This window comes from Amycolatopsis sp. A1MSW2902 (genome assembly GCF_017312175.1).
GTDB classification, from domain to species: domain Bacteria; phylum Actinomycetota; class Actinomycetes; order Mycobacteriales; family Pseudonocardiaceae; genus Amycolatopsis; species Amycolatopsis nivea.
This window is the reverse complement of sequence record NZ_QJPO01000001.1, coordinates 8,718,970-8,742,880: the sequence shown is the minus strand read 5'-3', so window position 1 is coordinate 8,742,880 and position 23,911 is coordinate 8,718,970. Positions and strand designations below refer to the sequence as shown.

20 protein-coding genes are annotated in these 23,911 nt (G+C 69.1%); 8 read left to right on the top strand and 12 right to left on the bottom strand.

The window, feature by feature from the left end; genetic code table 11:
- Positions 1-8: 8 nt before the first annotated feature.
- Together DMP23_RS40960 and DMP23_RS40955 are read right to left on the bottom strand one after the other, a co-directional pair.
- Positions 9-3,311, bottom strand: a complete 3,303-nt coding sequence (locus DMP23_RS40960; protein ID WP_337824172.1) for a glycosyltransferase family 2 protein — start codon at positions 3,309-3,311, stop codon at positions 9-11.
- A gap of 453 nt (positions 3,312-3,764) precedes the next feature.
- A complete protein-coding gene (locus DMP23_RS40955) occupies positions 3,765-4,088 on the bottom strand; it encodes a WhiB family transcriptional regulator (protein WP_037355639.1) in 324 nt (107 codons plus the stop codon).
- Positions 4,089-4,311: 223 nt separating this feature from the next.
- Here DMP23_RS40955 and DMP23_RS40950 point away from each other — a divergent pair, with 223 nt between their 5' ends.
- On the top strand, positions 4,312-5,070 hold the full coding sequence (locus DMP23_RS40950) for a site-2 protease family protein (RefSeq protein ID WP_337824503.1): 759 nt from the start codon (positions 4,312-4,314) through the stop codon (positions 5,068-5,070).
- Positions 5,071-5,074: 4 nt separating this feature from the next.
- On the opposite strand, the gene DMP23_RS40945 is transcribed toward DMP23_RS40950, so the two are convergent.
- The 3 genes from DMP23_RS40945 to mshB are packed head-to-tail and all read right to left on the bottom strand — an operon-like array spanning position 5,075 to position 7,084.
- Entirely contained in the window at positions 5,075-5,866 is a 792-nt protein-coding gene (locus DMP23_RS40945) for a hypothetical protein (RefSeq protein ID WP_134728071.1), read from the bottom strand.
- Positions 5,859-6,260 carry a hypothetical protein gene (locus tag DMP23_RS40940; protein ID WP_037816862.1) on the bottom strand — a complete coding sequence of 134 codons (402 nt, stop codon included), beginning with the start codon at positions 6,258-6,260 and terminating at the stop codon, positions 5,859-5,861. The genes DMP23_RS40945 and DMP23_RS40940 overlap by 8 nt, the downstream gene beginning before the upstream one ends.
- Positions 6,257-7,084, bottom strand: a complete 828-nt coding sequence (mshB, locus tag DMP23_RS40935) for an N-acetyl-1-D-myo-inositol-2-amino-2-deoxy-alpha-D-glucopyranoside deacetylase (RefSeq protein WP_337824171.1) — start codon at positions 7,082-7,084, stop codon at positions 6,257-6,259. Before mshB ends, DMP23_RS40940 begins: the two co-directional genes overlap by 4 nt.
- Positions 7,085-7,741: 657 nt before the next feature.
- Between mshB and DMP23_RS40930 the strand changes: the two genes are divergently transcribed.
- From DMP23_RS40930 to DMP23_RS40910, 5 genes are all read left to right on the top strand, one after another.
- On the top strand, positions 7,742-9,490 hold the full coding sequence (locus DMP23_RS40930; RefSeq protein ID WP_134728069.1) for an ABC transporter family substrate-binding protein: 1,749 nt from the start codon (positions 7,742-7,744) through the stop codon (positions 9,488-9,490).
- A gap of 187 nt (positions 9,491-9,677) precedes the next feature.
- Positions 9,678-10,658, top strand: coding sequence for an ABC transporter permease (locus DMP23_RS40925; RefSeq protein WP_037816627.1), 981 nt, complete (start codon positions 9,678-9,680; stop codon positions 10,656-10,658).
- Positions 10,651-11,610 (top strand): ABC transporter permease, encoded by a 960-nt coding sequence (locus DMP23_RS40920; RefSeq protein ID WP_037816628.1) that lies wholly within the window; start codon positions 10,651-10,653, stop codon positions 11,608-11,610. Before DMP23_RS40925 ends, DMP23_RS40920 begins: the two co-directional genes overlap by 8 nt.
- Positions 11,607-12,704, top strand: coding sequence for an ABC transporter ATP-binding protein (locus DMP23_RS40915; protein ID WP_037816629.1), 1,098 nt, complete (start codon positions 11,607-11,609; stop codon positions 12,702-12,704). The genes DMP23_RS40920 and DMP23_RS40915 overlap by 4 nt, the downstream gene beginning before the upstream one ends.
- A complete protein-coding gene (locus DMP23_RS40910; RefSeq protein ID WP_037816630.1) occupies positions 12,701-13,732 on the top strand; it encodes an ABC transporter ATP-binding protein in 1,032 nt (343 codons plus the stop codon). Before DMP23_RS40915 ends, DMP23_RS40910 begins: the two co-directional genes overlap by 4 nt.
- A gap of 256 nt (positions 13,733-13,988) precedes the next feature.
- Here the strand turns inward: DMP23_RS40910 and DMP23_RS40905 are convergent, their stop codons facing one another.
- The gene (locus tag DMP23_RS40905; protein WP_275292812.1) at positions 13,989-15,719 is read right to left on the bottom strand and encodes an ABC transporter family substrate-binding protein; all 1,731 of its coding nucleotides are present in this window, start codon (positions 15,717-15,719) and stop codon (positions 13,989-13,991) included.
- 216 nt (positions 15,720-15,935) lie between these two features.
- Positions 15,936-17,867, bottom strand: a complete 1,932-nt coding sequence (gene typA, locus DMP23_RS40900) for a translational GTPase TypA (protein WP_037816632.1) — start codon at positions 17,865-17,867, stop codon at positions 15,936-15,938.
- Positions 17,868-18,053: 186 nt separating this feature from the next.
- On the opposite strand from typA, the gene DMP23_RS40895 reads away from it, so the two are divergent.
- Positions 18,054-18,248: a hypothetical protein gene (locus DMP23_RS40895; protein WP_134667001.1), complete on the top strand. Its 195-nt coding sequence runs from the start codon at positions 18,054-18,056 to the stop codon at positions 18,246-18,248.
- A gap of 298 nt (positions 18,249-18,546) precedes the next feature.
- Here the strand turns inward: DMP23_RS40895 and DMP23_RS40890 are convergent, their stop codons facing one another.
- Positions 18,547-19,380, bottom strand: a complete 834-nt coding sequence (locus tag DMP23_RS40890; RefSeq protein WP_337824170.1) for a transposase family protein — start codon at positions 19,378-19,380, stop codon at positions 18,547-18,549.
- A 501-nt stretch (positions 19,381-19,881) separates the two neighbouring features.
- On the bottom strand, positions 19,882-20,184 hold the full coding sequence (locus DMP23_RS40885) for a YciI family protein (protein ID WP_043828161.1): 303 nt from the start codon (positions 20,182-20,184) through the stop codon (positions 19,882-19,884).
- Positions 20,185-20,362: 178 nt separating this feature from the next.
- On the opposite strand from DMP23_RS40885, the gene trpS reads away from it, so the two are divergent.
- Positions 20,363-21,328: a tryptophan--tRNA ligase gene (gene trpS, locus DMP23_RS40880; RefSeq protein ID WP_037816636.1), complete on the top strand. Its 966-nt coding sequence runs from the start codon at positions 20,363-20,365 to the stop codon at positions 21,326-21,328.
- A 21-nt stretch (positions 21,329-21,349) separates the two neighbouring features.
- On the opposite strand, the gene DMP23_RS40875 is transcribed toward trpS, so the two are convergent.
- The 3 genes from DMP23_RS40875 to DMP23_RS40865 are packed head-to-tail and all read right to left on the bottom strand — an operon-like array spanning position 21,350 to position 23,807.
- A complete protein-coding gene (locus tag DMP23_RS40875) occupies positions 21,350-21,751 on the bottom strand; it encodes a (deoxy)nucleoside triphosphate pyrophosphohydrolase (protein WP_037816638.1) in 402 nt (133 codons plus the stop codon).
- A gap of 23 nt (positions 21,752-21,774) precedes the next feature.
- Positions 21,775-23,100 (bottom strand): sensor histidine kinase, encoded by a 1,326-nt coding sequence (locus DMP23_RS40870; RefSeq protein WP_337824169.1) that lies wholly within the window; start codon positions 23,098-23,100, stop codon positions 21,775-21,777.
- Positions 23,097-23,807: a response regulator transcription factor gene (locus DMP23_RS40865; RefSeq protein ID WP_037816645.1), complete on the bottom strand. Its 711-nt coding sequence runs from the start codon at positions 23,805-23,807 to the stop codon at positions 23,097-23,099. The genes DMP23_RS40870 and DMP23_RS40865 overlap by 4 nt, the downstream gene beginning before the upstream one ends.
- Between the last annotated feature and the right edge of the window lie 104 nt (positions 23,808-23,911).

Genomic DNA, 23,911 nt, shown 5'->3' with positions numbered 1-23,911 from the left:
CGAGCCGCTCAGTCCCGCCCCCGAGAAGGAATAGCCGTCAACGCCGTAAACAACACCGCCGCCAGTTGCACCAGCAGCAACAACCCCCGCTCAGTCCCAGGGAACGTCACCGACACCTCCGAAGACTTCGCAGGCACCGACACGGCAACCTGATGCCCCCAAGCAGGCACGATCGGCACCGCTTTCCCGTCGACACTCGCCTGCCACCCAGCCTCCTGCTCAGCCGCCAGCACGAGCAACCGCCCAGTGGGCCCCTCAGAAGCCCGCACCCGCACATCCGGCAACCGAGCAGCCACCGGCGAAATCCCGGGATTAGTCCCCGGCGCACCCCCACCGGTCACGGCCTGCTTAGCCAACTCCGGCGAGATCAACGCCACCTCCCCAGACTTCGGCAGCAACCGCAACGTAGGCCGCCCATCCGACATCGGCGCAGCCACCGCGGCAAGATCACTGGCCGCCGCGGCGAACGCCCGAGCGTCCGTCCCCACTGGCAACACCACGTACTGCACCCCGGAAGCCGCAGCAGCTGCGAAAACCCGCTTTAGCGCCGCGACATCTCCCTGCCCCAGCCCACGCCGCCAGTCGGCCAGCCGCTCCGGCGTCCCCTTGACCGGCGCGAGCTCATCGTCCCCGAAAAGCGCCAGTCGACCACCGGTTTGCCGCACCTGCCCCGCGCTGACGTCCAGCACCGAACGCCCCGTAGCCGCGACATCCGCCGCCACCTCAGGCGCAAGCTGCGGCCGCGCCGTCGCCGTCAACGGCCCCTCGGACCCAGTCGCGACCGCCCCCACACCCAGCGCAGCCACCACCACAACCCCAGCGACCGCCAGGACCTTCGGCAACCACGCAGCAGGCATCGCGGAACCACCGCGCTGCCAAGTAGCCAGCACCGCCCACAACAACCCGGCCCCGACCACCAGCAACGGCACCCCGGCGTACCCAGACGCGGGTGCCCCGCCCTGCATCGGTGTCAGCTGCACCTGCCGCACCAACACGACGCCGATCAGCCCCAGCACCGCGAGCGCCAACCCGCCAACGACCTGCTTCCGCGGCCGCACCACGAGCGCGACCAGCGTCGCCGCGAGCACCACCACCCCGATCGGCCACGCTCCCGGCCCACCCGGCGTAAGCCCGGCAAGATCCGTAGCGGACGCGGGCGCGGCCGGACCGCCAAGACCTTGCAGCAGCAGTTCCGGATGCCGCAGCAGCACAGTCGGCCACGGCAGCAGCAGAACCAGCGGCAACAGCACCACGATCCCGACCGACGCCACCCGCCGAGCCAGCCCGGACGGCGCGGGCAGCACCACGAACCCGACCAGCAGACCCACCAGCGCGAGCCCGTGCGCGAGCGGCGAGAACGCCCCCAGCAATGCGACCCCGAACGCCGACAGCGCCGAGACGTGCAACCACCGCGTGCCCGGCCGAGTCAGCAACCGAACGATGCCCGCGACCACAAGCGGCAGCACGAGATGCACCACAACCACATCGAGCCGCCCCTGCGCGACCGACGCGGTCGCGGCAGGCAGCAACGCGTACGTCGCGGCAACGGCAGCGCGCACCCAGCGGCGCACGGCGAGCTTGCGAGTGGCGACGTACGCACTCAGCGCGGCAAGCGGGATGTCGCCGATGAGCAGGATCGCCACGAGCGCGGCCGGACCGCCGATCGGGGCGAAGATCGCGCCGATCGTGCCGAGCACCGGCAGCGTCGCGGGAGCGGGCGCACCGGTGCCGCCGGCGACCGAATGCCACGGCGACAGGTACGTCGACCAGATCTCGCCGAGCCCGCCGACCGGCAGCAGCTGGCCGCCCCACAGGTCGAGACCGAGCCGGCCGCGGTTGAGCACCAAAGCCAGCGCGGTGAGCAGAACGACCAGCACCACCGGCGGAGCGAAGACGGTTGCGGCGAGCACGCGTCGCCGGTTGACCTCCACGAACACCAGATCCGGTTCGGGCGCGGCGGGTTCCGGACGGGGCGACGGCGACGGCTGGGCCGCGGTCTCCTCGGCCGGTTCAGTGTCCTCTTCGGACACCGGCGCTTCCGGCAGCGTGACCGCGACGACCGTACCCGGCCGGCGCAGTCCCCGGCCGCGAGTGCTCAGCCCGCGCAGCGCACCGGCGGGCAAGGCGTCCGGACCGACCGGACGCGCGCCGGACGCGGCGAGCGCCTCCGGCGGAATCCACGCCGACTCCTGCTCGACGCTTTCCGGCACCGTCCCGAGTGCTACCTCGCTCTGTACCCCGCGCCGGACGAGTCCAACCACGCCGGCGCTGATCGCGTTGCGCAGCCTCGCGATCCGGCTCGTGAAGAGCCCGCGGACAGTGCCGGGTCGCGGCTGCTCGCGCCGCCGCGCACGGGCCGCGCGGAGATTTCCCTTGCCCCCGCACAAGTATCCGAGCGCGGCCAGTTCCGCGCCCGCTTCGGTGGTGCGCCGCAGCACGAAGAACACGAACGCGCGCAACACCAGCAGGACCGGCAGCCGGACGAGCCCGAACCAGAAGGACGGAGTCGAGCAGTTCACGAGAAAGACGCGTACGCCGTGCGAACGGTTCAGCGCGGCCAGCGGACGGCCGGCGGCGTCCGGGGTGCGCTGCCCGGTGGACACGGCGCGAGCGTGCCGGACGCGCGCGGAGGGCACCGACAGCACGAGCGAGCCCGCCGCGTTGGCGCGCCAGCCGAAGTCGAGATCCTCGCGCAGCAACGGGAAGTCCTCGTCGTAGCCGCCGAGCGCGTCCCAGAGTTCCCGCTGCACCAACGATCCGGCGCTCGGGACGGCGAGGACCTCGCTGGGTTCGCCGTCCGGCGCGGCCATCTGCTGGCGGTGCCCGGAGGCGTCGGTGGACAGCCCCGCCTCGACGATCAGCCGCGGATCGGTCCAGTCGGTGCCGAGCGGCCCGAGCACTTTCGCGGACGGGTTTTCCTCCGCGGCGCGGACGAGCTGGTCGAGGCAGTCGGGTTCGGGGGCGCAGTCGTCGTGCAGCACCCACAGCCACGTTCCCGGGTCGCCCCACCGTTCCACCGCGTGCGCGACGCCCGCGGCGACCGCCTCCGCGAACCCGGTTTCACTCGTCAGAGTGACAACTCCGGACAGCACCGGCTCCTCGGCGGCCACGCCCGGTTGTGCTGCGTCGGCGAGCAGTTTCGGGGTACGGTCGGTGGATCCGGTGTCCACGGCGAGCACGTGCCGCGGACGGACTGTGCTGCGCCGCAACGCGGAAAGCGCCAGCGGCAGCCATTCTTCGCCGTCGTGACAGACCACAATGGCCAGAACGGGCAACGTCCGCACAGCGGGCGGAACGACGGTGCGAGGCAAGAACGGCTCCTGCTCGGACGGGACGATGGGTGCGGTCACCCTACGGCCTGCGCGAACCCGCGGGCACCGGCCCACGCCGCGCGTCCGGCGGATCCCACCGCGTGGACGAACCGAGCACGAGAAAAAGTCCGCGAACGCCGAACCGGCGCGCTCACGTGAGGAACCGGCACCCGATCCAGCCGCGAGATCCGCGGCACACCGGGGTTTCAGCGGCGGAAGACGAAGATCACAAAGAGAACCACGGCACAGCACCGATTTCCGGCCGCCGTGACGGTACTTCTGCCCTCATGGCCGCTACTGGAGACGGCCGCACGAATCCGGCGAATGTGCCCGGCGCCACCTCGGCGAGGACTCCCATCCCGCCGTGCCGCGCCGGCCGCAGCACTCGCTCACCGCCGTGCCGACGGCGGGGCGCACCCCCGGTCCGCGTGGACCGGGGGAACCGAAACCCGTTTAGACAGCCCGTTTCTTCAGCTTGCGACGTTCCCGTTCGGACAGTCCGCCCCAGATGCCGAAGCGCTCGTCGTGCGCCAGCGCATACTCGAGACAGTCGTCCTTGACCTCGCAGCCAAGGCAAATCCGCTTGGCCTCGCGGGTCGAGCCGCCCTTCTCGGGGAAGAACGCCTCCGGGTCGGTCTGCGCGCACAGGGCGCGCTCCTGCCAGTCCTGCTCCTCGGGGACGTCGAAAAGGTCGGTCAGATCCCCGAGCTGCTGCTCCGGGTTCTCTCCCCAACCCACGACGTGCCCCCATTCCCTGTTGTCCGCTTCCAACCGCACGTCCGCCTCCTCGCTCCTACGCACTCCCCAGGCTGGCGGTGGTGAAACGACACCCGCTGCCCCCTCCGACAGCGAATGACATCACTGTGATTACACCTGTGTAGTGCGGCCAGGTCAAGCCGAGTAGCGAGTTCGGGGGATCTCTGTGCCCGGGTGCGCAAGGGGACACGCCGAAGACTTCACACCGGGCATACGGAAGACTGGTGGGGTGCAGAGATCAGCAGTGCGTCCGAGCCCGATCTTCCTCGGCATCCTCGCCGTCGCCGTCGCCGGTGGTTTCCTGGCTGCATACGGTGATTCCACGACTCTTCTCGGTTCCCGCGACCCGATGTTCATCGCGGGCGTCGTGCTGCTCGTCCTGGGCGGCTGGATGGCGTCTCTGACGCTCCACGAGTTCGGGCACGCCTTCGTCGCCTTCCGCGGCGGTGATCACGAGATCGCTCACAAGGGGTACCTCTCGCTGGACGTCCGGCGCTACGCCGACCCCGTCCTGTCCTTCGTGCTTCCGCTCATCTTCTTGCTGATCGGCGGCATCCCGCTGCCCGGCGGCGCGGTGTGGATCAACCGCGGCGCGCTGCGCAATCGCGCGACGGCCTCGTGGACCTCGCTGGCCGGTCCGCTCAGCAACCTCGCCGTCGGCGCCGCGCTGTGCCTCGCGACGATGCTGATCCCGATGGCGACCGGTCTCTTCTACGCGATGTCGTACCTCGCGCTGCTGCAGATGATGACCTTCCTGATCAACATCCTGCCGGTGCCGGGGCTGGACGGCTGGGGTGCGCTGGAGCCGTACCTCTCGCCGCAGGCGCGGGCGTTCGGCGCGCGGGTGCGGCCGTGGGCGCCGCTGGTGCTCTTCGCGCTGTTCTTCCTTTTCCGGCCGGTGTCGGATCTGCTCTGGACGATCGCCGGGCACATCTACGAACCGCTCGGCGGGAACGCGGCCGCGGCCTACATCGGGCAGAGGGCGTTCCTCTTCTGGCGCTGACCGCTCAGGCCCACTCCCGGTGGGCCATGAGCCACGCGTGCGCACGCTTCCAGACCTTTTTCAGTCCGGAGCGCTCGCCGAGGTAGTCGCCCGCCGCGCCGACCACCGGCAGCATCCCGAGTGCCCGGTGGAACCATCGGCCGCGCGGGCGCTTCTCGAGTTCGCCGGTGATCCCCCACAGCGACTTGCCGAGGTGCCAGAGCGTGCTGGCGACGGCTTTCGCGGTCACCTTGCCGTGTTTGCGGTGGGATTCGTCGAGTTCCTCGGTGAGCCGCGCGGTCTCACTGTCCTCAGCGGACTTCGCGGACTTGTCGTGCTTGGCACCCGACGCGAGGTCGGCGTCGATGTCGCGTTCGAACAGCACCGAGGCGATCAGCCGGACGCGGCTGCCGACGTCGGTCACGCCGTACTCCCCCGCGATCGCGCACAGCACCAGTCCCTGCGACGCCGCGCCGAGGGTGTCCTGCACCGGCAGCCGGTCGGCGAGCGCGCCGCCGAGTCCGGGGATCGAGGTCAGCAGCGAGGTGAGCCTGCCGACGCGGTTGACCCACCAGCTCGCGCGCTGGTCGATGTCCATCGCCGCCCATCCCGCGGTGCCCGGCACCTTCACCGAGGTCAGGGCGCGGAGCATTTTCTTCTTCAACCCGGCGTCGACGAATTCGCCCTCGCCGCGCCGGGCGCGCGCCTGCATGCCGAACGGGTCGGCCTCGCGCAGCGCGTCGATCATCGGCGCGCAGGCCCGGACGAACGGACGCAGGATCGCCACGACCTGACGGTCCGAAATGGCCTCAGACACGGACGCCTCCCTTCGCCGCGGCCCGGCCGAGCCCGCCGCCGAGGACCAACGCGGCGGGCAGGGCACTCGCGCCGAGCAGCAGCAGCGCGCGCCAGTCCTGGACGAGCACGACGTCGCCGCCCGGACCGAACAGGCCGACCCCGAACACGACGAGTACCCACACCAGCAGCGGCACGAACGACAGCCCCGGGCGGACGAGCTTCGCCGCGGTCAGCACCAGCCACGGCGTGGTGACCGCGCCGACCACCGCGGTGACCGGCAACGGCACCTCGCCGAGCGGGCCGACCCGCAGCGGGAGGAAGAACAGTTCGAGCAGCGCCAGCACGACCGCGTCGAACGCCAGCAGTGCCAGCATCAGCCGCTGGTCGCGCGTGAGCGGGGCGGACACCGTCACCACCCGCCGAACAGATCGGTCTCGGCGCCGGCCGCGTCGCCGTGGGCGAGCACGAAGTATTCGGCGGACGGGATCGGCTGCGCGATGTTGTTGGTCAGCGCGAAGTGGCTGACCGCGCCGTCGACCACGGTCAGCTGGGTTTCGTGCGCGCGCAGTGCCGCCAGCTTGGTCTGCCGGTGCGCGGAGATGTCGACCACGGTGGTGATCTTGCCGTCCGGAGTGGACGGAAGCTCGCCGTCGTCAGCCACCCGGAACGGTGATGTTCCGTCGGCACGCAGTTCGGCGAGCCCGGCGGCGAGCGCGGCCTCGGACTGGACCACGTGGAAGACCCGCTGGACCGAGGGGGCGTCCGGGGCCGCCGCCATGGTGATCTCGTGCGCGCGGATGTGGTCGGGATGGCCGTAGCCGCCGAAGGAGTCGTAGGTGACGACTACCTGCGGGGCGAAATCGTCGATGAGCTCGCGCAGCTGAGCGGTCTGCTCCGCCGCCGACCCGCCGGTGAACGCCCGCGGGTGCTCGGCGGCGGGCGTGCCCGCCATGCCCGAATCGCGCCACCGGCCGATGCCGCCGAGGTACTCGTGCCGGGCAAGGCCGAGCGCGGCGGCCGCGGCGGCCATCTCCCCGGACCGGTACCCGCCGAGCTGGTCGGCCTCCGCCGCGACGAGCCGCGCCAGCCGCGGCGGGACGATTTCGCCCTCTTCGCCGAGCGTGCAGGTCACGACGCACACCTCGGCGCCTTCCGCGCCGTAGCGGGCGATGACGCCGCCGGTGGCGATGCTTTCGTCGTCCGGGTGCGCGTGGACCAGCAGCAGCTTCCGCTTCACGCCCTCAGGTTAATGACCGTCGCGTCCGCGCCCGGGAGGCCGACCCCCGGCGCGGCGCTCGAGACCGGAAATCGGCGGCGTGCACGGGAAAATGCATCCGCATCCCACCACGTCGGACCAGCGTCCCGGACCGTGGGCGTTCCCTTCCGCGGAACGTTCCGCGGTTCGGAATACGCGGGCAAGGACGCAAGATGCTCGGAACACCCACCGAGCACCTTTCGCCGTCCGGGCCGCCGTGTCCGCGTTCGGCGACGGGAGCGTTCTTTCGCTTCACGAGATCGGACCAATTACTTGTCACTTCGGGTTCGTCGCGGCCGCGTGACTACTCCATTAGCTGGGGTACCGCGTACGGAACGGGGCGGTTATTGTCCGCCGGGCCTATCGGTCCGCTGGACTGAACTGCCACTCGAACCGGTTCCGAATTTCCGTGATCAACTACTGACCGTAGTCGATCAAGTGCGGAAACCACGGTGCAACCAGGGGGCACGAGATATCTGTTCCGCAACGATCTCACTGAGAGTGTCCGGATCGATAGGTTTGCCGTCTGTCCAATGCCTAAGTTTCACGGCTACGGTGAGCAACGCGATACCGATCGGTGCTTGCGCGTCAGGAAGAGCCGCCTCGCAAACCCGCGACGGCGTCGAGCAAGGAGAATGAATGTTAGTGACGACTAGGTCGCGCGCCGCGAAACTCGGCGCGTTCGTCGCGGGCGCGGCCCTTCTGCTCTCCGCATGCGGTGGTGGCGGAGGCGGCAACAGCGCGGTGCAGACCGGGCAGGCATTCGCCGACTGCGACAAGAACCCGAACACCTGCAACGCGGCACAGGCCGATCAGCTCCAGCAGGGCGGCGACGTCACCTACGCGATCGAGAAGAACGTCCCGAACTGGAACGTCATCTCGGCCGAGGGCAACGTCTTCGAAACCGGCGAGGTCACCAAGGGCCTGCTGCCCTACACCTTCTACGCGACCCCCGACCTCAAGCCGGTCCTGAACAAGGACTTCGTCGAGTCGGCCGAGGTCACCAGCACCAGCCCGCAGACGGTCGTCTACAAGCTGAACCCGAAGGCCGTCTGGTCGGACGGCACGCCGTTCTCCGCCGACGACTTCATCTACAACTACAAGGTCCAGAACGGCAAGGACTGCCCCGACTGCGCCGCGGCCAGCACCGCGGGCTACGACCAGGTCAAGTCCGTCACCGGTTCCGACAACGGCAAGACCGTGACGGTCGTGTTCGACAAGCCGTTCACCGACTGGAAGCTGCTCTGGAGCTCCGGCGGCGCGATGTACCCGGCGCACCTGGCCAAGCAGCACGGCGACACCAACACCCCGGCCGGCCTCGCGTCGTCCTTCAAGTGGTTCGGCACGACTGTCCCGACCTGGTCGGGCGGCCCGTGGAAGATCTCGAAGTTCGTCAACAACCAGTCGGTCACCGAGGTCCCGAACGACAAGTACTGGGGCGCGAAGCCGAAGCTGAACAGCGTCATCTTCCGCGTCATCACCGACGCGACGCAGGAGCCGACCGCACTGCAGAACAACGAAGTGCAGGTCATCTACCCGCAGCCGCAGGTCGACCTGATCAACCAGGTCAAGAACATGCCGAACATCTCCTCGTTCATCGGCCTCGGCCTGACCTGGGAGCACTTCGACTTCAACCTGAAGAACCCGGCGCTGGCCCAGAAGCCGCTGCGCCAGGCGCTGTTCACCGCGGTCAACCGCAAGGACATGATCGCCAAGACCGTCGGCCAGTTCACCAACAAGGTCGAGCCGCTCAACAACCACAACTTCGTGCCGCAGCAGACCGGCTACAAGGACACGGTGAGCGCGACCGGCCAGGGCTCCGGTGACATCGAGAAGGCCAAGAAGATCCTGACCGACGCGGGCTACAAGCTGGCCAACAACCAGCTGTCCGACCCGAGCGGCAAGCCGATCCCCGAGCTGCGCATCCGCTACACCGTCGGCAACCAGATCCGGCAGAACGAGTGCGAGCTGTTCGCGCAGACCGCGGCTCAGCTGGGCGTCAAGGTGAAGGTCCAGTCCACCGACGACCTCGGCCAGACCACCACCAGCGGCGACTACGACGTCATCGTGTTCGCGTGGGTCGCTTCGCCGTTCCCGTTCGGCGGCGCGATCCAGAACTGGGGCACCGGGCAGGGCAACAACTACGGCAAGTACAGCAGCCCGCAGGTCGACAGCCTGATGGCGCAGGCCAACGCCGAGACCGACCAGACCAAGGCGGCGGACCTGCTCAACCAGGCCGACCAGATCATGTCCGAGGACGCGTACGTGCTTCCGCTGTACCAGAAGCCGACCTTCATCGCCTCGTCGGACAAGATCGCGAACATCCGCAACAACTCGACCCTCGACGGGCCGGTGTACAACATGGCGGAGTGGGGCATCCGGAAGTGATCAACGACCGGTAGATTCCCGCAGGACAACCGGTGAAGGGCCGGCCGCAAAGCCGGCCCTTCACCGTATCCGCGAACAATTGCCCTTTTAGTTCCCGAACACCACGATTGCCCCGTTACGTCGCCAAGGCCCTGCCACCACGAGCGGCGGGCGCCGGCAGAACACCGTCCAGAGCAGGAAGACCTCCATGCTTGCCTTCGCACTGCGCCGGCTTTTCGTCTCGGTGCCGATCCTCATCGTGTCGACGTTCGTCGTCTTCGTGATGGTGTCGCTTTCGGCCAACCCGTTGACCCCGCTGATCGCGAGAAACCCGCCGCCGCCCCCTCGCACCATCGAGCTCGAACGCATCCGGCTGCATCTCGACCAGCCGATTCTCGAGCGATACTGGCACTGGATCACCGGCGTGCTGCACGGTGATTTCGGGCCCTCGGTCCAGTCCACCATGAACATCGGCAGCGAGGTGTTCGGCCGGTTCGGCGTGACGCTGCGGCTGATCGTGCTCGCCATGGTGGTGGCGCTGATCCTCGCCGTGCTGATCGGCGTGATCAGCGCGTCGCGGCAGTACTCCAAGTTCGACTACACCGCGACCTTCTTCGGCTTCCTCTTCCTGTCGATGCCGTCGTTCTGGTTCGCCCTCGTGCTGAAGCAGATCGGCATCTCGATCAACACGACGGTCGGCGACCAGGTCTTCTACACCATCGGTTCCTCGTCGGTGGTCGCCGCGGGCGGGTTCTGGTCCCAGTTCGGCGACGTGCTCGGCCACCTGATCCTGCCGACGATCTCGCTCGCGCTGACCAGTTACGCGGCCTGGAGCCGCTACCAGCGCGCGTCCATGCTCGAGGTGCTCAACAGCGATTACGTCCGTCTCGCCCGGGCCAAGGGCCTGCCGCGCTGGACGGTGACGCGCAAGCACGCGCTGCGCAACGCGCTGATCCCGCTGACGACGGTGACCGCTCTCGACATCGGCTCGATCCTCGGCGGTGCCGTGGTGACCGAGACCGTGTTCCAATGGCAAGGCGCGGGCGCTTTCCTGCTGGACGCGATCAAGCGAAGCGACGTGTACGCGGTGGAAGCGTGGCTTCTCATCGCGGCCACGTTCATCATCCTGCTCAACTTGGTCGCCGATCTGCTCTACGGCCTGCTCGACCCGAGGATCCGCTATGCCTAACGACGTATTCGACACCCCGCCCACCACCCTGGGCGGCGCTCGGTTCGCTCCGGACGACCCGCAGACCCCGCAGGGCGCGCCGGAACGCGAGTTCACGGTCAAGGAGCGCAGCCAGGCTCAGCTGGTTTTCCGGCGGTTCCTGCAGCACCGGCTCGCGATGATCAGCCTCGTCGTGTTCGTGCTGATCATCCTGTTCGCCTATGTCGGAGCCGCGATCTGGAAGTACAACGCGGCCGACATCACCGACCAGAACTCGGCGCCGCCCTCGGGCGACCACCCGTTCGGCACCGACGCGGTCGGCCACGACACCCTCGCGCAGGTCATGCGCGGGACGCAGATCTCGCTGCAGATCTCGATCCTCGTCGCGATCTTCGCGACCGTCGTGGGCACCGTGTGGGGCGCGGTCGCCGGTTATTACCGCGGCTGGCTCGACACGGTCCTGATGCGCATCGCCGACCTCGTGCTCACGCTGCCGCTGCTCGCGGTGGCCGCGGTGCTCGGCCACCAGTCCGGCGGCACGTGGTGGCTGATCGCGGTCGTCATCGGCGGGCTCTACTGGGCTTACGTGTCCCGGGTGGCGCGCGGTGTCGTGCTTTCCTTGCGCGAGAAGGAGTTCGTCGAGGCGTCGAAGGCGCTCGGCGCGAGCGACAGCCGGATCATCTTCCGGCACCTGGTGCCCAACGCGCTCGGCGCGATCATCGTCAACCTGACGATCCTCGTGTCGATCGCCATCCTGCTCGAGACGGCGCTGTCGTTCCTCGGCTTCGGCGTGCAGCCGCCGGACACCTCGCTCGGGCTCCTCGTGAGCAGCGCGCAGACCGCGATCGACACGCGGCCGTGGCTGTTCTACTTCCCGGGCATTTTCATCATCCTGATCGCGCTGACGATCAACTTCATCGGGGACGGCCTGCGGGACGCGTTCGACCCCCAGCAGACGAAGGTGCGCGCATGACCGAGAACGGCTCGCAAGGACGCGGCGGCGATCCCGTCCTCGTCGTTGAGGACCTGACCGTGCAGTTCCCGACCAGCGAGGGCGTGGTCAGCGCCGTGCGCGGCGTGAACTACCAGCTTCGCCGCGGCGAAGTGCTCGGCATCGTCGGCGAATCGGGTTCCGGCAAGTCGGTGACCTCGCTCGCGGTGATGGGCTTGCTGCCGAAGACCGCGAAGGTGTCCGGCTCGATCCGGTTCGGCGGGCAGGACCTGCTGAAGTCGAACGAGAAGGAACTGAACCGGGTCCGCGGCAAGGGCATCGCGATGGTCTTCCAGGACCCGATGACCTCGCTGAACCCGGTGTACACGGTGGGCGACCAGATCGCCGAGGCGATCACCGCGCACCACGACGTGCGCAAGGACGTCGCGAAGAAGCAGGCGATCGAACTGCTCGACCTGGTCCGCATCCCGAACCCGGCGCAGCGCGCGGACGAGTACCCGCACCAGCTGTCCGGCGGCATGCGCCAGCGCGTGGTGATCGCGATCGCGATGGCCAACAACCCGGACGTGATCATCGCGGACGAGCCGACCACCGCGCTCGACGTGACGGTGCAGGCGCAGATCCTCGAGGCACTGCAGGCCGCGCAGAAGGAAACCGGCGCGGCGATGGTGCTGATCACGCACGACCTCGGCGTGATCGCGGGGCAGGCGGACCGGGTGCACGTGATGTACGCGGGCAAGGTCGTCGAGTCCGGCACGGTCGACGACATTTTCTACAACCCGCGGATGCCGTACACGCTGGGCCTGCTCGGCAGCCTGCCGCGGCTGGACGTGAAGACCGACCGGCTCACGCCGATCACCGGTTCGCCGCCCGCCACGCAGAACATGCCGCCGGGCTGCCCGTTCAGCCCGCGCTGCCCGCTGTCGCAGCCGATTTGCGACGAGGAGGAGCCCGCGCTCGTGGCGGGACCCAACGGCCAGCACGCGGCCTGCCACTTCACCGAGCAGGTCGTCGGGAAGGACCCGGCCGAGCTGTTCAGCGCCACCTCGGCCGACGCGGCAGCCGTCCCGGTCGCCGTGGAGGCCGCCGCGACCGACACGGAGACGAACCGATGAGCGAGGCCACGACGGGGCAGGCGCCCGTCCTCTCCGCGCAGAACCTGGTCAAGCACTTCCCCATCCGCGGCGGCGGCCTGATCCGCCGCGTCTCGGGGGCCGTGCAGGCGGTGTCGGACGTGTCGTTCGACATCTACCCGCACGAGACGCTCGCGCTGGTCGGCGAATCCGGCTGCGGCAAGTCGACCACCGCCCGGGTGGCGCTGGCACTGCAGCCGCTCACCAGCGGCAAGGTGACCTACGAGGGCAAAGACCTCGCGACGATGGGCAAGCGCGAACTGCAGCGGCTGCGGCGCAGCATGCAGATCGTGTTCCAGGACCCGTACGCCTCGGTCGACCCGCGGCTGCCGGTGAACGAGATCATCGCCGAACCGCTGCGCATCCACGGGCTGTACGAAAAGGGCGGCAAGCAGCAGGTCCGCGACCTGATGAAGACCGTCGGCCTGCGCCCGGAGCACGGCAACCGGTTCCCGCACGAGTTCTCCGGCGGCCAGCGCCAGCGCATCGGCATCGCCCGCGCGCTCGCGTTGAAGCCGAAGGTGCTGGTGCTGGACGAGCCGGTGTCCGCACTGGACGTCTCGATCCAGGCCGGCGTGCTGAACCTGCTGAAGGACCTGCAGGCGGAACTCGGCCTGTCGTACCTGTTCGTGTCCCACGACCTCTCGGTGGTGCGGCACGTGGCCGACCGGATCGCGGTGATGTACCTCGGCAAGATCGTCGAGACCGCGCCGTCGGAGGAGCTGTTCCAGACCCCGGCGCACCCGTACACGCAGGCGCTGATCTCGGCGATCCCGGTGCCGGACCCGCGCAAGGAGCGGACCCGGCAGCGGATCGTGATCACCGGCGACGTGCCCAGCCCGGCCAACCCGCCGTCGGGCTGCCGGTTCCGCACCCGGTGCCCGAAGTTCGCGAACCAACTGGACGACGCCGGACGCGAGAAGTGCAAGACGGAAGAGCCCGCTTTGGTGGACCGGGGGCACGCGCACCCGGTGGCTTGCCACTTCGCGGAGAGTCTGCAGTTGATCTGACGCAGGGTGTGGAAAGGGGCCTCGCGCTTAACGGTGCGAGGCCCCTTTTTCATGACCGGCCGAGCGGGGTGTGGCGCGCGACCTCGTTACAGCGATGCGCAGCGTCGGCCGCACGGTATGGCTCCCCCCGCTCCCGCTGTCCGCTGCGGGCTGGCGTGCGATGGCGAGGTCCGTGAAGGGCTCCTTGGGGGAATCAGATTCCCCCAAGGAGCCCTTCACGGACGTCAGCAGGAGCGGAGAAGCAGCGCGTACCGGATCAGGTCGCGCCGCGGGTCCAGTTCACCGCCGAGCCGAAGGGCCCCTGCATCGGCGGACCGGGCGTCAGGCCGGAGATTCCCTTGCCCACCGCCAAAGTCTCGGCTTCCTGGAACAGCGGGATCACGACGTTTTGGGACCACAGCTGCGGTTCCAGCGTCTTGAGCGAGTCGGCGATCGTCGCCGAACCGGTGAGGGCGGAGTCGATCGTCGCCTGCAAGCTCTGGTCGCACATTCCCGCGGGATTCGCCGGGATCACGGGCTTCGTCTTGTCCACCGGCGCGGGTTCCGGGGCGCAGCCGTAGCTGGAGGCCAGCACCGTCGCCGGGTCGCCGCCGACGGGTTGGCCCACGACGGCGATGTCGACGCCGACGGTGCTGTTCGAGTCCGGGCTCGCCTGCTGTTTCCCGTTCACCACCGGCATTGCCAGCAGCGACGAGTACAGGTCACGCGGCTGCGGTTTGATCTGGTTGACCTCGATGCCGCCCGCGACCAGCTCCGACGCCAGTTCCTTCGCGATCGACGCGTACGGTTCCTGTTCGCCGGGCGACGCGAGGACGATCGACAGCGTCTTGTTTCCCTTGCGCCACACGCCGGCTTCCTTTTTGTACCCGGCGGCGGTGAAGTACTGCTCGGCCTTGGTCGCGTCCGGCGCGGCGGGCGGGCCGGCCGGAATGGTGGGGGCGTATCCCTTCGCTGAAGGCGGGAGGACCTGGGCGTCCGCTTTGAGCGTCGCGGACGGGCCGCCCTTCGCGCCGGTCGTGATCAGCTTTCCGCGATCCAGCAACGCGGCGATGCCCGCGCGGACTTGGGGGTCGGAAAGCGTCGCGCTCACCGGGCGCAGCAGCACCGACGCGGTCAGCGGACGCGGCACCGTGTGCAGTTTGACCGCGGAGCCCAGGTCGTTCAGCAGCTGCAGGCCGGTGGAATCGGTGCGAGTCAAGGAGAACTGGTCGTTGCCACTGCGCAGTGCGGTCGCGATGCCGGACGCGTCGGAGCGGCGCAGGATCAGCGTGTCGACCGCGGCCGGCTTTTCCCAGTACCGGTCGTTGCGCTGGAGGGTCGCTTCGCCGCGGGCGGTGTCGATCGTTTTGATCGCGAACGGTCCGGCTACCGCGGGGAAGCTCGTCGCGAGGGCGTTCGTCCAGCCGCCGGGCGAGTCCTTGAGCAGGTGCTGCGGCAGCAGGTTGTCGAACAGCGTCTGCCAGGCCGGATACGGCTTGCTGAAGGTGACCTCGACGCCCTTGCCGCCGTCGCGGGATTCGATGTCCGAGATCAGCCGGTACCCGGCCGGGTCGATCACGCCGGGGTTCGTCTTCATCGCGTTGGCGAGATAGATGAAATCCTCGGTGGCGATCGGGGCGCCGTCGGACCACGAGGCGTCCGGGCGGATCACGTACTTGACCGTGAACGGCACCTGCGAGACGACCTCGGCGGAGACCATCAGCGTCTTGTCGAGCGTGCGCGTGCCGTCGTCGGACTGGCGGAACACCGAGGGCAGCAGCAGCTGCGACAGCGCCGTGGTGATCGTCGACGAGTCCGCGATGCTGTGCGGGTTGTAGCCGCCGACCACGTCGTCCACGCCGACCACGATCTGCGACAACGACGCCGCGCTGGTCGTGCTCGACGGCGGGGCCGACGTGACCACCGGGGGCGGCGGGGTGTTCGAACACGCGGCGAGCAGTACTCCCGCCAGCGCCAGGACCGGCGCAAGCCGGCGTCCGAATCGCACGCTCGTCCTCCTGAAAGTTCCCGCCGCGCTCCGTGGTCCGAGCGGACATGCTGCCACGCCAGGGCGGGGGCCGGCATCGAGATTCCCACATCGGCCGCCTCTCCGTGACACCGGAGTGGATACCGCCATAAGAGTGGACGCACGAACCGCTGCCGGGGTTCACGCGAAAGGGCGCCTCCCGGGAACGGGAGGCGCCCTTTTTCACCTGCGAGAGGTTCAGCTGTTGTTGTCGCGGCTCTTGGCCCGCGAGCGCTCCTTGGCGCGGGTGTTGATGTCGAGCGTGACCTTGCGGACCCGCACGACCTCCGGCGCGACCTCGACGCATTCGTCGCTCGCGCAGAACTCCAGCGCCTCTTCGAGGCTGAGCTTGCGCGGGCGGGCCAGCGTCTCCATCACGTCGGCCGAGGACTGCCGCATGTTGGTGAGCTTCTTTTCCTTGGTGATGTTGATGTCGAGGTCCTCGAAGCGCGGGTTCTCGCCCACGACCATGCCCTCGTACACCTCCGCGCCGGGCTCGACGAAGAACGTGCCGCGGTCGGCGAGCTGGATCATCGCGTACGCGGTGATCGGGCCGGACCGGTCGGCGACCAAGGAGCCGCTGTGCCGGGTGCGGATCTCGCCCGCCCACGGGAAGTAGCCCTCGAACACGTGGTTCGCGATGCCGGTGCCGCGGGTTTCGGTGAGGAAGTCGGTGCGGAAGCCGATGAGGCCGCGCGACGGGAGCACGTAGACCAGCTTGATCCGGCCGGTGCCGTTGCCGCTCATGTCCTCCATGCGGCCCTTGCGGGACGCGAGCAGCTGCGTGATCGCGCCGAGGTGCTCCTCGGGCGAGTCGATGTACAGGCGCTCGAACGGCTCGTGCAGCTTGCCGTCGATCGTGCGCAGCACCACCTGCGGCTTGCCGACGGTGAGCTCGAAGCCCTCGCGGCGCATCTGCTCGACCAGGATGGCCAGCGCCAGCTCGCCGCGGCCCTGCACCTCCCAGGTGTCCGGGCGCTCGGTGGGCAGGACGCGGATCGAGACGTTGCCGATCAGTTCCTGGTCGAGGCGGGCCTTGACCAGCCGCGCGGTGACCTTGTCGCCGCCGTTGCGCCCGGCCAGCGGCGAGGTGTTGACGCCGATGGTCATCGAGATGGCGGGCTCGTCGACGGTGATCCGGGGCAGCGCGACCGGGTTCTCCGCGTCGGCGAGGGTGTCGCCGATGGTGATGTCCGGGATGCCCGCGATCGCGACCAGTTCGCCCGCGCTGGCCTCGGACGCCGGGACGCGGGTGAGCGCCTCGGTGACGAGCAGCTCGGAGATCCGGACGTTCTGCACGGTGCCGTCCTCGCGCATCCAGGCGACGGTCTGGCCCTTGCGGAGCTTGCCGGCGTGGATGCGGATCAGCGCGATGCGGCCGAGGAAGTTCGACGCGTCGAGGTTGGTGACCAGCGCCTGCAGCGGGGCGTCCAGGTCCGCGGCCGGGGCCGGGACGTGCTGGAGCAGGGTCTCGAACAGCGGGTCGAGGTTCTCGCTGTCGGGGAGGCCGCCGTCCTCGGGCTGCTCGAGCGACGCCTTGCCGGCGCGCGCGGAGGCGTAGACGACCGGGAGGTCGAGGATCGCGTCGAGGTCGGCGTCCTCGATGTCGCCGGCCAGGTCGAGCAGCAGGTCGTGGGTCTCCTCGACGACCTCGGAGATCCGCGCGTCCGGCCGGTCGACCTTGTTGACCAGCAGGATCACCGGCAGCTTCGCCTCGAGCGTCTTGCGCAGCACGAAGCGGGTCTGCGGCAGCGGGCCCTCGCTCGCGTCGACCAGCAGCACGACGCCGTCGACCATGGAGAGGCCGCGCTCGACCTCGCCGCCGAAGTCGGCGTGGCCCGGGGTGTCGATCACGTTGATGGTGACCGTGCCCTCGGGGGTCTGGCGGTGGATCGAGGTGTTCTTCGCGAGAATGGTGATGCCCTTTTCCCGCTCGAGCTCACCGGAGTCCATCACGCGGTCGACCAGCTCGGCGCGTTCGGCGAAGGCGCCGGACTGGCGGAGCATGGCGTCGACCAGGGTCGTCTTGCCGTGGTCGACGTGGGCGACGATCGCGACGTTGCGCAGGTCGGGCCGGGTCTTGCCGGACGCGCGGCCGGTTTCGACCGCGGTGGCGCTGGCTGCGGGCACGCGAAGACTCCTGAACTTCGAAGAATAAAGGCGGGTGGCACCGCGCGGCGACGGGATGACGGGCACCGGACACAGCGACCGGCTCTCGCTGACCGGCTTTGGCCACACGCGGACTTCAACCAGGATACCTGTTGGGTTGGTGTGAGGAGCGCCACGCCCTATGATCGGTTAGGCTCACCTAACCTGATGGGTGTTCTTGACGGCCGGTTTGAGGAGTGCGCGGTGGGGAAAAAGGGCGCGGACGATCCTCGGGCTGTGGTGCGGAAGTTGATGAAGGCCGGGAAGGTCAAGAAGAAGTGCTGCCGGTCTAAGGATCGGTGTAAGAAGTGTCCGGTTTTGGCGTTGAAGAAGGCTAAGAAGCAGGTGGCTAAGGCTGCTTGATCCCCGTTCGTCTTCGGCTCGTCGCCTGGCGGCGACATTGCTTTTGGGGAGTGCGGTGGGGCACCCCGAAGCTTGATTGTGCTGACGGTCTGGGGTGGCTTGTCAAGGCGGGAAAGATGCCTTGACAAGCCACCCCAGACCGCAGGAGAGCTTCGTATCGGGGTGCGGGGGTGGGCTGGGTGCACCGATCGTTGGGTGCATCGGCGGCGGTTTCTCGCGGCGTGGGGCTTGCGCCCCAATGGGGATTTTTCATCCTGGTTTGTGCTGGTCATGGTGGGTTGGCGGGGTGTGGTAGTTGTCAGGCCGGGGTGGGCTGGGCGGTGTCGCGGACGGCTTGTTCGTGCTGGGTGAGGACGAGCAGGGCGCGGACGAGGGTGGTGGCGTGGCGTGGTGCGATGCGGAGTTTGTCGAGGACGCGCCAGGTTTTGAGGGCGGCGAAGCCGCCCTCGACCGCGCAGCGCATCGCGTTGAACACGCTGTTGGCCTGTTTCTGCGGCTCGGTGAGCGGCCGGTTGGTTTCGGCTTTGAACGGGGTGAGCACGATCTGCGCGCAGGGGCCGCCGCAGTCCGGGCAGTGGCGGGTGTCGCGGACGTCTTTGCGCCAGCCCTGGTAGCCCTTGTCCGCGGCGGGGGTCAGGCCGTGGGCGTGGAGGCGGTCGCGCAGCCGGTGGCGGCGGGCGGCGGTGATGTCGGCGGTCCTGCCCGGCAGCACGGCCGAGACCCACAGCAGCCGTCCGTGTTCGTCGGTGAGGCCTTGGACGTTGAGGCCGTGGTGTTTGTGCTTGCCGCTGTAGTTGCGGCGATTGTCTGTGCCGGTGCGGCGGCGGGTGCGGATCAGGGTCCCGTCGGCCAGCACCACCGCCGCGCCGCGGGCGGCCAGCCGCCGCAGCACCCGCCCCAGCCGCGGCGCCCGGGCCGCGAGCAGGTCGATGGCCTCCAGCAGCCAGCGGCGCAGCGTGGCGGCCGACACCGCGTTGGCGCGGGACAGGTCCAGCAGCCGCTGGTCGTGGCGCAGCATCGCCAGCACCAGCACCGCCTGCTCGGCCGGGGACGCCTTGCGCCACCGCGACCCGATCGCCCGGCGGCGGCGGCCGATCAACCCGGCCAGCATCGCGATCGTGGGCGGCGACACCGGCAGCACGCTGCGATACGAGGCCAGAACCTGCTGTGAGACAGTGAGAGCGGAGCCCCCGGACGTTTTTTCTCGAGTCACGACTTGATCAACATCCGGGGGCTCCGCCACGTTCCGGCCACGGGCAGGCAACCGGCAGGCCCGTTGCCGCACAACCACTCCCGCCACCGTCAACCCCACCTAACCAGCACCAACAGGATGAAAAACCCCCAATGTGGCATTGGGTGCGTCGGATGCACCCAATGTGGCGTTCGGTGCATGCGACGCACCCAATGCCGCATTGGGCGCATCCCGAGCAGGCAGCGGACGGGCGCGGGGTCGGCGAGCGGGTCGTGAGGGGAACCCTCACGGAATCAGATTCCCTCAGGGCGACCCTCACGTACGCCAAAAAGCCGTGAAGGGCTCCTTCAGGGAATCTAAGTCCCTCAAGGAGCCCCTCACGGACCAGCCGCGGGGCGCGACGGGAATTAGCGGCTGTGAGGGTGGCCCCCACGGAATTCGCTAGTTCTTGTCCAAGAGTTCGTTCACCAGGTTCAACTCGGGAGCCGTCCTGGTGGGCTGGAAGTGGATGATTTCGTAGGTGGCCAGCTGGCCGATCGCGAAGGGGTCGGTGGCGAGGATCGCGTCCAGCTGTGCGCGTTCCATGGGGCGGGTGATCAGCACGCCGCCGGTGCGGGGGCGTTGGCCTCCGGAGGCCAGGAAGTGGCCGTCTTCGTACTGCTTCGTGAGCCACTCGTTGTGCGCTGGCAGGGCGCGGTCGATTTCCTCTAGCGGAACGATGTACGTGAGCACGACGACGAACATGGTTCGAACCGTAGTCCGGTGCTAGGCTCGTCGCATGCGTTTCCAGAGCACTCAGTGGTGGCCGCCCGTTGGCGGCCCTGAAGCTCTGCGCTGAAAAACCAGCGAAGGCCGCCCCGGTGGGCGGCTTTTTTTGTGCCTGCTCCCGGGGGGCGAACATCCACGGGAGAGGGAGAATCCAATGGTCCAGCTGTCCGGCATCACTCCGTCCGGTCACGTTCAGCTCGGCAACCACCTCGGCGCGTTGCGGCGGTGGGCTGCGGAAGGCGGGCCGGACGATCTGTATTTCGTGTCTGACCTGCATGCGATGACTACCGCGCACAATCCGGCGAAGTTGCGGTCGTTGGCGACGGAGCAGCTTGCCGTGCTGGTGGCTGCGGGAATCGCGCCGGAGCGGGTGTTCGTGCAGTCCGATCTTGCCCGCGAGCTCGGGGCGCTGACCTGGGTGCTGGAGTGCACCTGCTCGTACGGCGAGGCGGCGCGGATGATCCAGTTCAAGGAGAAATCCAAGGGCCAGGCCGGGGTGCGGCTCAGTTTGCTGACTTATCCGGTGCTGATGGCGGCCGACATCCTGTTGCAGGGGGCGGATGAAGTGCCGGTCGGCGAGGATCAGCGGCAGCATGTCGAGTTGGCTCGCACGCTTGCCCGGCGGTTCAACTCCACCTACGGCGAGGTGTTCGTCATTCCGGAGGCGACGTTGCCGCCTGCCGGGGCTCGGGTGAAGGACCTCGCTGAGCCGACGCGGAAGATGTCCAAGTCCGCGCAGGATTCCGCCGGGGTCGTGTTCGTGCTGGACGAGCCGGATCAGGTTCGGCGCAAGATTCGCAAAGCGCGCACGGACGGTGATTCGGTGCCGGTTTACGACCCGGAGAATCGGCCGGGGATCTCGAACCTGCTCGAGATCCTGGCTGCGTGCGGGGGCGGTGATCCGGCCGAACTGGCCGAGAAGTATCCGTCGTACGGCGTGCTCAAGGACGCTGTCGCGGACGCGGTGATCGAGGAGTTGCGTCCGGTGCGGGAGGGCACGCGCGCGTTGCTGGACGACGTCGCCGAGCTGGAGCGGGTTCGCAAGGCGGGGGCGGAGCGGGCGATCGATCGCAGTTCGCACCGGGTGTCGGCGGCGCTGCGGATGGTCGGGGCTGCTTGAAGGGCCTCGTGAGTGCTGGTTCTACTGAGAGCCAGCACTCACGAGAGCGCTCAGCGCGGGCAGCAGGTCCCGGTCCGCGGGGAGCCAGTCCAGTTCGTTCAGTTCGTCGTGTCCGACCCAGCGCAGTGCGGTGTGTTCGACCGCGCGCGGCTCGTCGCCAGGGGACAGCAGCGCGGCGGAGTACACGCGCAGCACTTTTCCGCCTGGCAGCGGGATTTCCGGGCCGACCCGGTCGCCGACGGTGACCACCACGTCCAATTCCTCGTGGCATTCCCTGGCCAGCGCGAAGGCCTCGGTCTCGCCCTCCTCGACGCGTCCGCCCGGCAGTTCCCACTGGCCTGCGTGATGCGGCGGCCAAGCCCGTTGCTGGGCAAGAAGCTTGCCGTCGCGCACCAGTGCCGCCCCGACGATGACCGCGTCCATGCGCTCAGTCTCCCCCACCGGATTCACCGGTCCGCGCCCGCCCGCCAGGTGACCTCGAACCGCGCGCCGCCGTCCGGCGATTCGCCGACCCGTACGTTGCCGCCGCGACGGCGCACGGTTTCGGCGACCATCGCCAGGCCCAAGCCGGTTCCGCCGGACGAGCGCGCCCGGTCGTCGGACACCCGGTAGAACCGGTCGAACACCTTGCTCCGGTGCTCGGGCGCGATGCCGGGACCGTCGTCGTCCACCACGACCCGCACCTTCGAGCGCGAGGCCAGCACGGACACCACGATCTGCCCGGACGCGTACCGGCAGGCGTTGCGCAGCAGATTGTCCAGCACCAGCTCGACCTCCTGGTGCGCCGCCGACGCCCAGGCCTGCGCCACCGCGCTGCTCACCCGCGTGTCCGGCGCCCCAGACGGCAACCTCCGCACCGCCGCGCGGACCTCGGACACCACCTCGACCGGTTCCGCGGGCGGCACCTCGCCAGCGTCGGAACGAGCCAGTGCGAGCAGGCCGTCGAGCAGGCCGGACAGCCGTTCCGACTCCTCGAGGATGTCCGAGAGCGTCTCCTGCGACAGTTCCGGATCAGGATTCGTCACCGCCACCTCGGCCTGCACCCGGATCGACGCGACCGGTGACCGCAGCTCGTGCGCCGCGTCGCCGGTGAACCGGCGCAGCCGCTGGCTGACCTCCTCCTGGCGTTCGAGCAGCGCGTTGAATTCCTCGGCCAGCGCGCGCATTTCGTCGTGTGACGTCGGCAGCGGCAGCCGCGAACCCGGCGGCAGCGTGCGCACCAGCCCGCGCATCCGCGCCACCGGCCGCAGCGCGAGCCGGACGACCAGCCAGGTCGCCAGTGCTGCCACCAGCGCACCGACCAGCGCGACCACGACCAGCCACAACCCGCCGTAATGCACCGCGGCGGCGAACCCGACCAGCCCGGCCCCGGCGACGACCAGCCGCTGGCTGCCGTTCGGCGCGCTGACCACCTGACCGCGCCAGCGCGATCCGTCCGACTGCACCGGCAACCCCGCCTTGAGCTGCGAGACCTCCTCGCCGGTCAGCTTCGGCCGCGCCTGGCCGTCCACTGGATTCCCGGCGATGTCCAGCACCCGCACCGTCACCGGGTCCGCCGCGGCGAGCGGCATCCCGGCGGAAACCGCGCCGGTCGCCGGGACGAGCGCGGCCGACAGCTCCTCGTCGACCGAATCCGTGAGCAGCGGGTCGAGCTTGTTCGCCGCCAGCGCGGCGAGGCCCAGCAGGCAGCCGAGGGTGATCGCCGCGGCCAGCACGGTGATCCGGACCTGCAGCGACCGGCGGCCCCACCACGACGACGGCGAGCCGGTCACCTGACCTCGTCAAGCTGGTCGTCGGAGGCGAGATAGCCGTGCCCGCGCACCGTCCGCAGGATCGAACCCGCGCCGACCGCGTCGAGCTTGCGCCGCACGTAACCCACATACACCTCAACGAGATTCCGCGTGACGGCCTGCTCCTCGCCCCACACCGCGCGCAGCAGCTCGTCCTTCGTCACGACCGTCCCCGCGCGCCCGACGAGCACCTCCAGCAAGCCGAATTCGCGCGGGCTCAACGGCACATCCTGACCGTTCCAATGCACCTGCCGCAGCGCCCGGTCGACCTCCAGCGCGCCGAGTTTCAGCGCGCCGCGCGACGCGTCCGGCCCGGCACGACGCAGCACCGCCCGCACCTGCGCGACCAGCACGACGAACGAAAACGGCTTCACGAGGTAGCCGTCCGCGCCGAGGTCGAGGCCGTCGGCCTGGTCGATCTCGCCGTCTTTCGCGGACACGAGCAGCACCGGCGTGGTCACGTTCTCCGCGCGCAGCCGTTCCAGCACGCGGTAGCCGGACAAGCCGGGCAGCATGATGTCCAGCAGCACGACGTCGAACGAACCGGTGCGCGCGAGCTGCAGCCCGGTCGGCCCGTCCGCGGCGGTGACCACGTCCATGTCCTCCGCGCGCAGGCCGCGCTGCAGCGCCTTGCGCACACCAGGTTCGTCGTCGACCACCAGCACCCGAGGTTTCACGATCCTCATCATGGCCGGTTTGTGCAGTTGACGCGCGTACTCTCAGTGCCATCTCAGCTGAACGGGCCGAACATTCAGGGGTATCTCAGCCTCGGCAGTGGAACGTCTGCACCGGG

What these genes read in the sequence shown, in the direction of transcription:
- DMP23_RS40930 (WP_134728069.1), top strand. Translation starts at nt 7,742, where the DNA reads ATGTTAGTGACGACTAGGTCGCGCGCCGCGAAACTCGGCGCGTTCGTC.
- DMP23_RS40925 (WP_037816627.1), top strand. Translation starts at nt 9,678, where the DNA reads ATGCTTGCCTTCGCACTGCGCCGGCTTTTCGTCTCGGTGCCGATCCTC.
- DMP23_RS40920 (WP_037816628.1), top strand. Translation starts at nt 10,651, where the DNA reads ATGCCTAACGACGTATTCGACACCCCGCCCACCACCCTGGGCGGCGCT.
- DMP23_RS40915 (WP_037816629.1), top strand. Translation starts at nt 11,607, where the DNA reads ATGACCGAGAACGGCTCGCAAGGACGCGGCGGCGATCCCGTCCTCGTC.
- DMP23_RS40910 (WP_037816630.1), top strand. Translation starts at nt 12,701, where the DNA reads ATGAGCGAGGCCACGACGGGGCAGGCGCCCGTCCTCTCCGCGCAGAAC.
- DMP23_RS40895 (WP_134667001.1), top strand. Translation starts at nt 18,054, where the DNA reads ATGGGTGTTCTTGACGGCCGGTTTGAGGAGTGCGCGGTGGGGAAAAAG.
- DMP23_RS40885 (WP_043828161.1), bottom strand. Translation starts at nt 20,184, where the DNA reads ATGTTCGTCGTCGTGCTCACGTACATCGTTCCGCTAGAGGAAATCGAC.
- trpS (WP_037816636.1), top strand. Translation starts at nt 20,363, where the DNA reads ATGGTCCAGCTGTCCGGCATCACTCCGTCCGGTCACGTTCAGCTCGGC.
- DMP23_RS40875 (WP_037816638.1), bottom strand. Translation starts at nt 21,751, where the DNA reads ATGGACGCGGTCATCGTCGGGGCGGCACTGGTGCGCGACGGCAAGCTT.
- DMP23_RS40865 (WP_037816645.1), bottom strand. Translation starts at nt 23,807, where the DNA reads ATGATGAGGATCGTGAAACCTCGGGTGCTGGTGGTCGACGACGAACCT.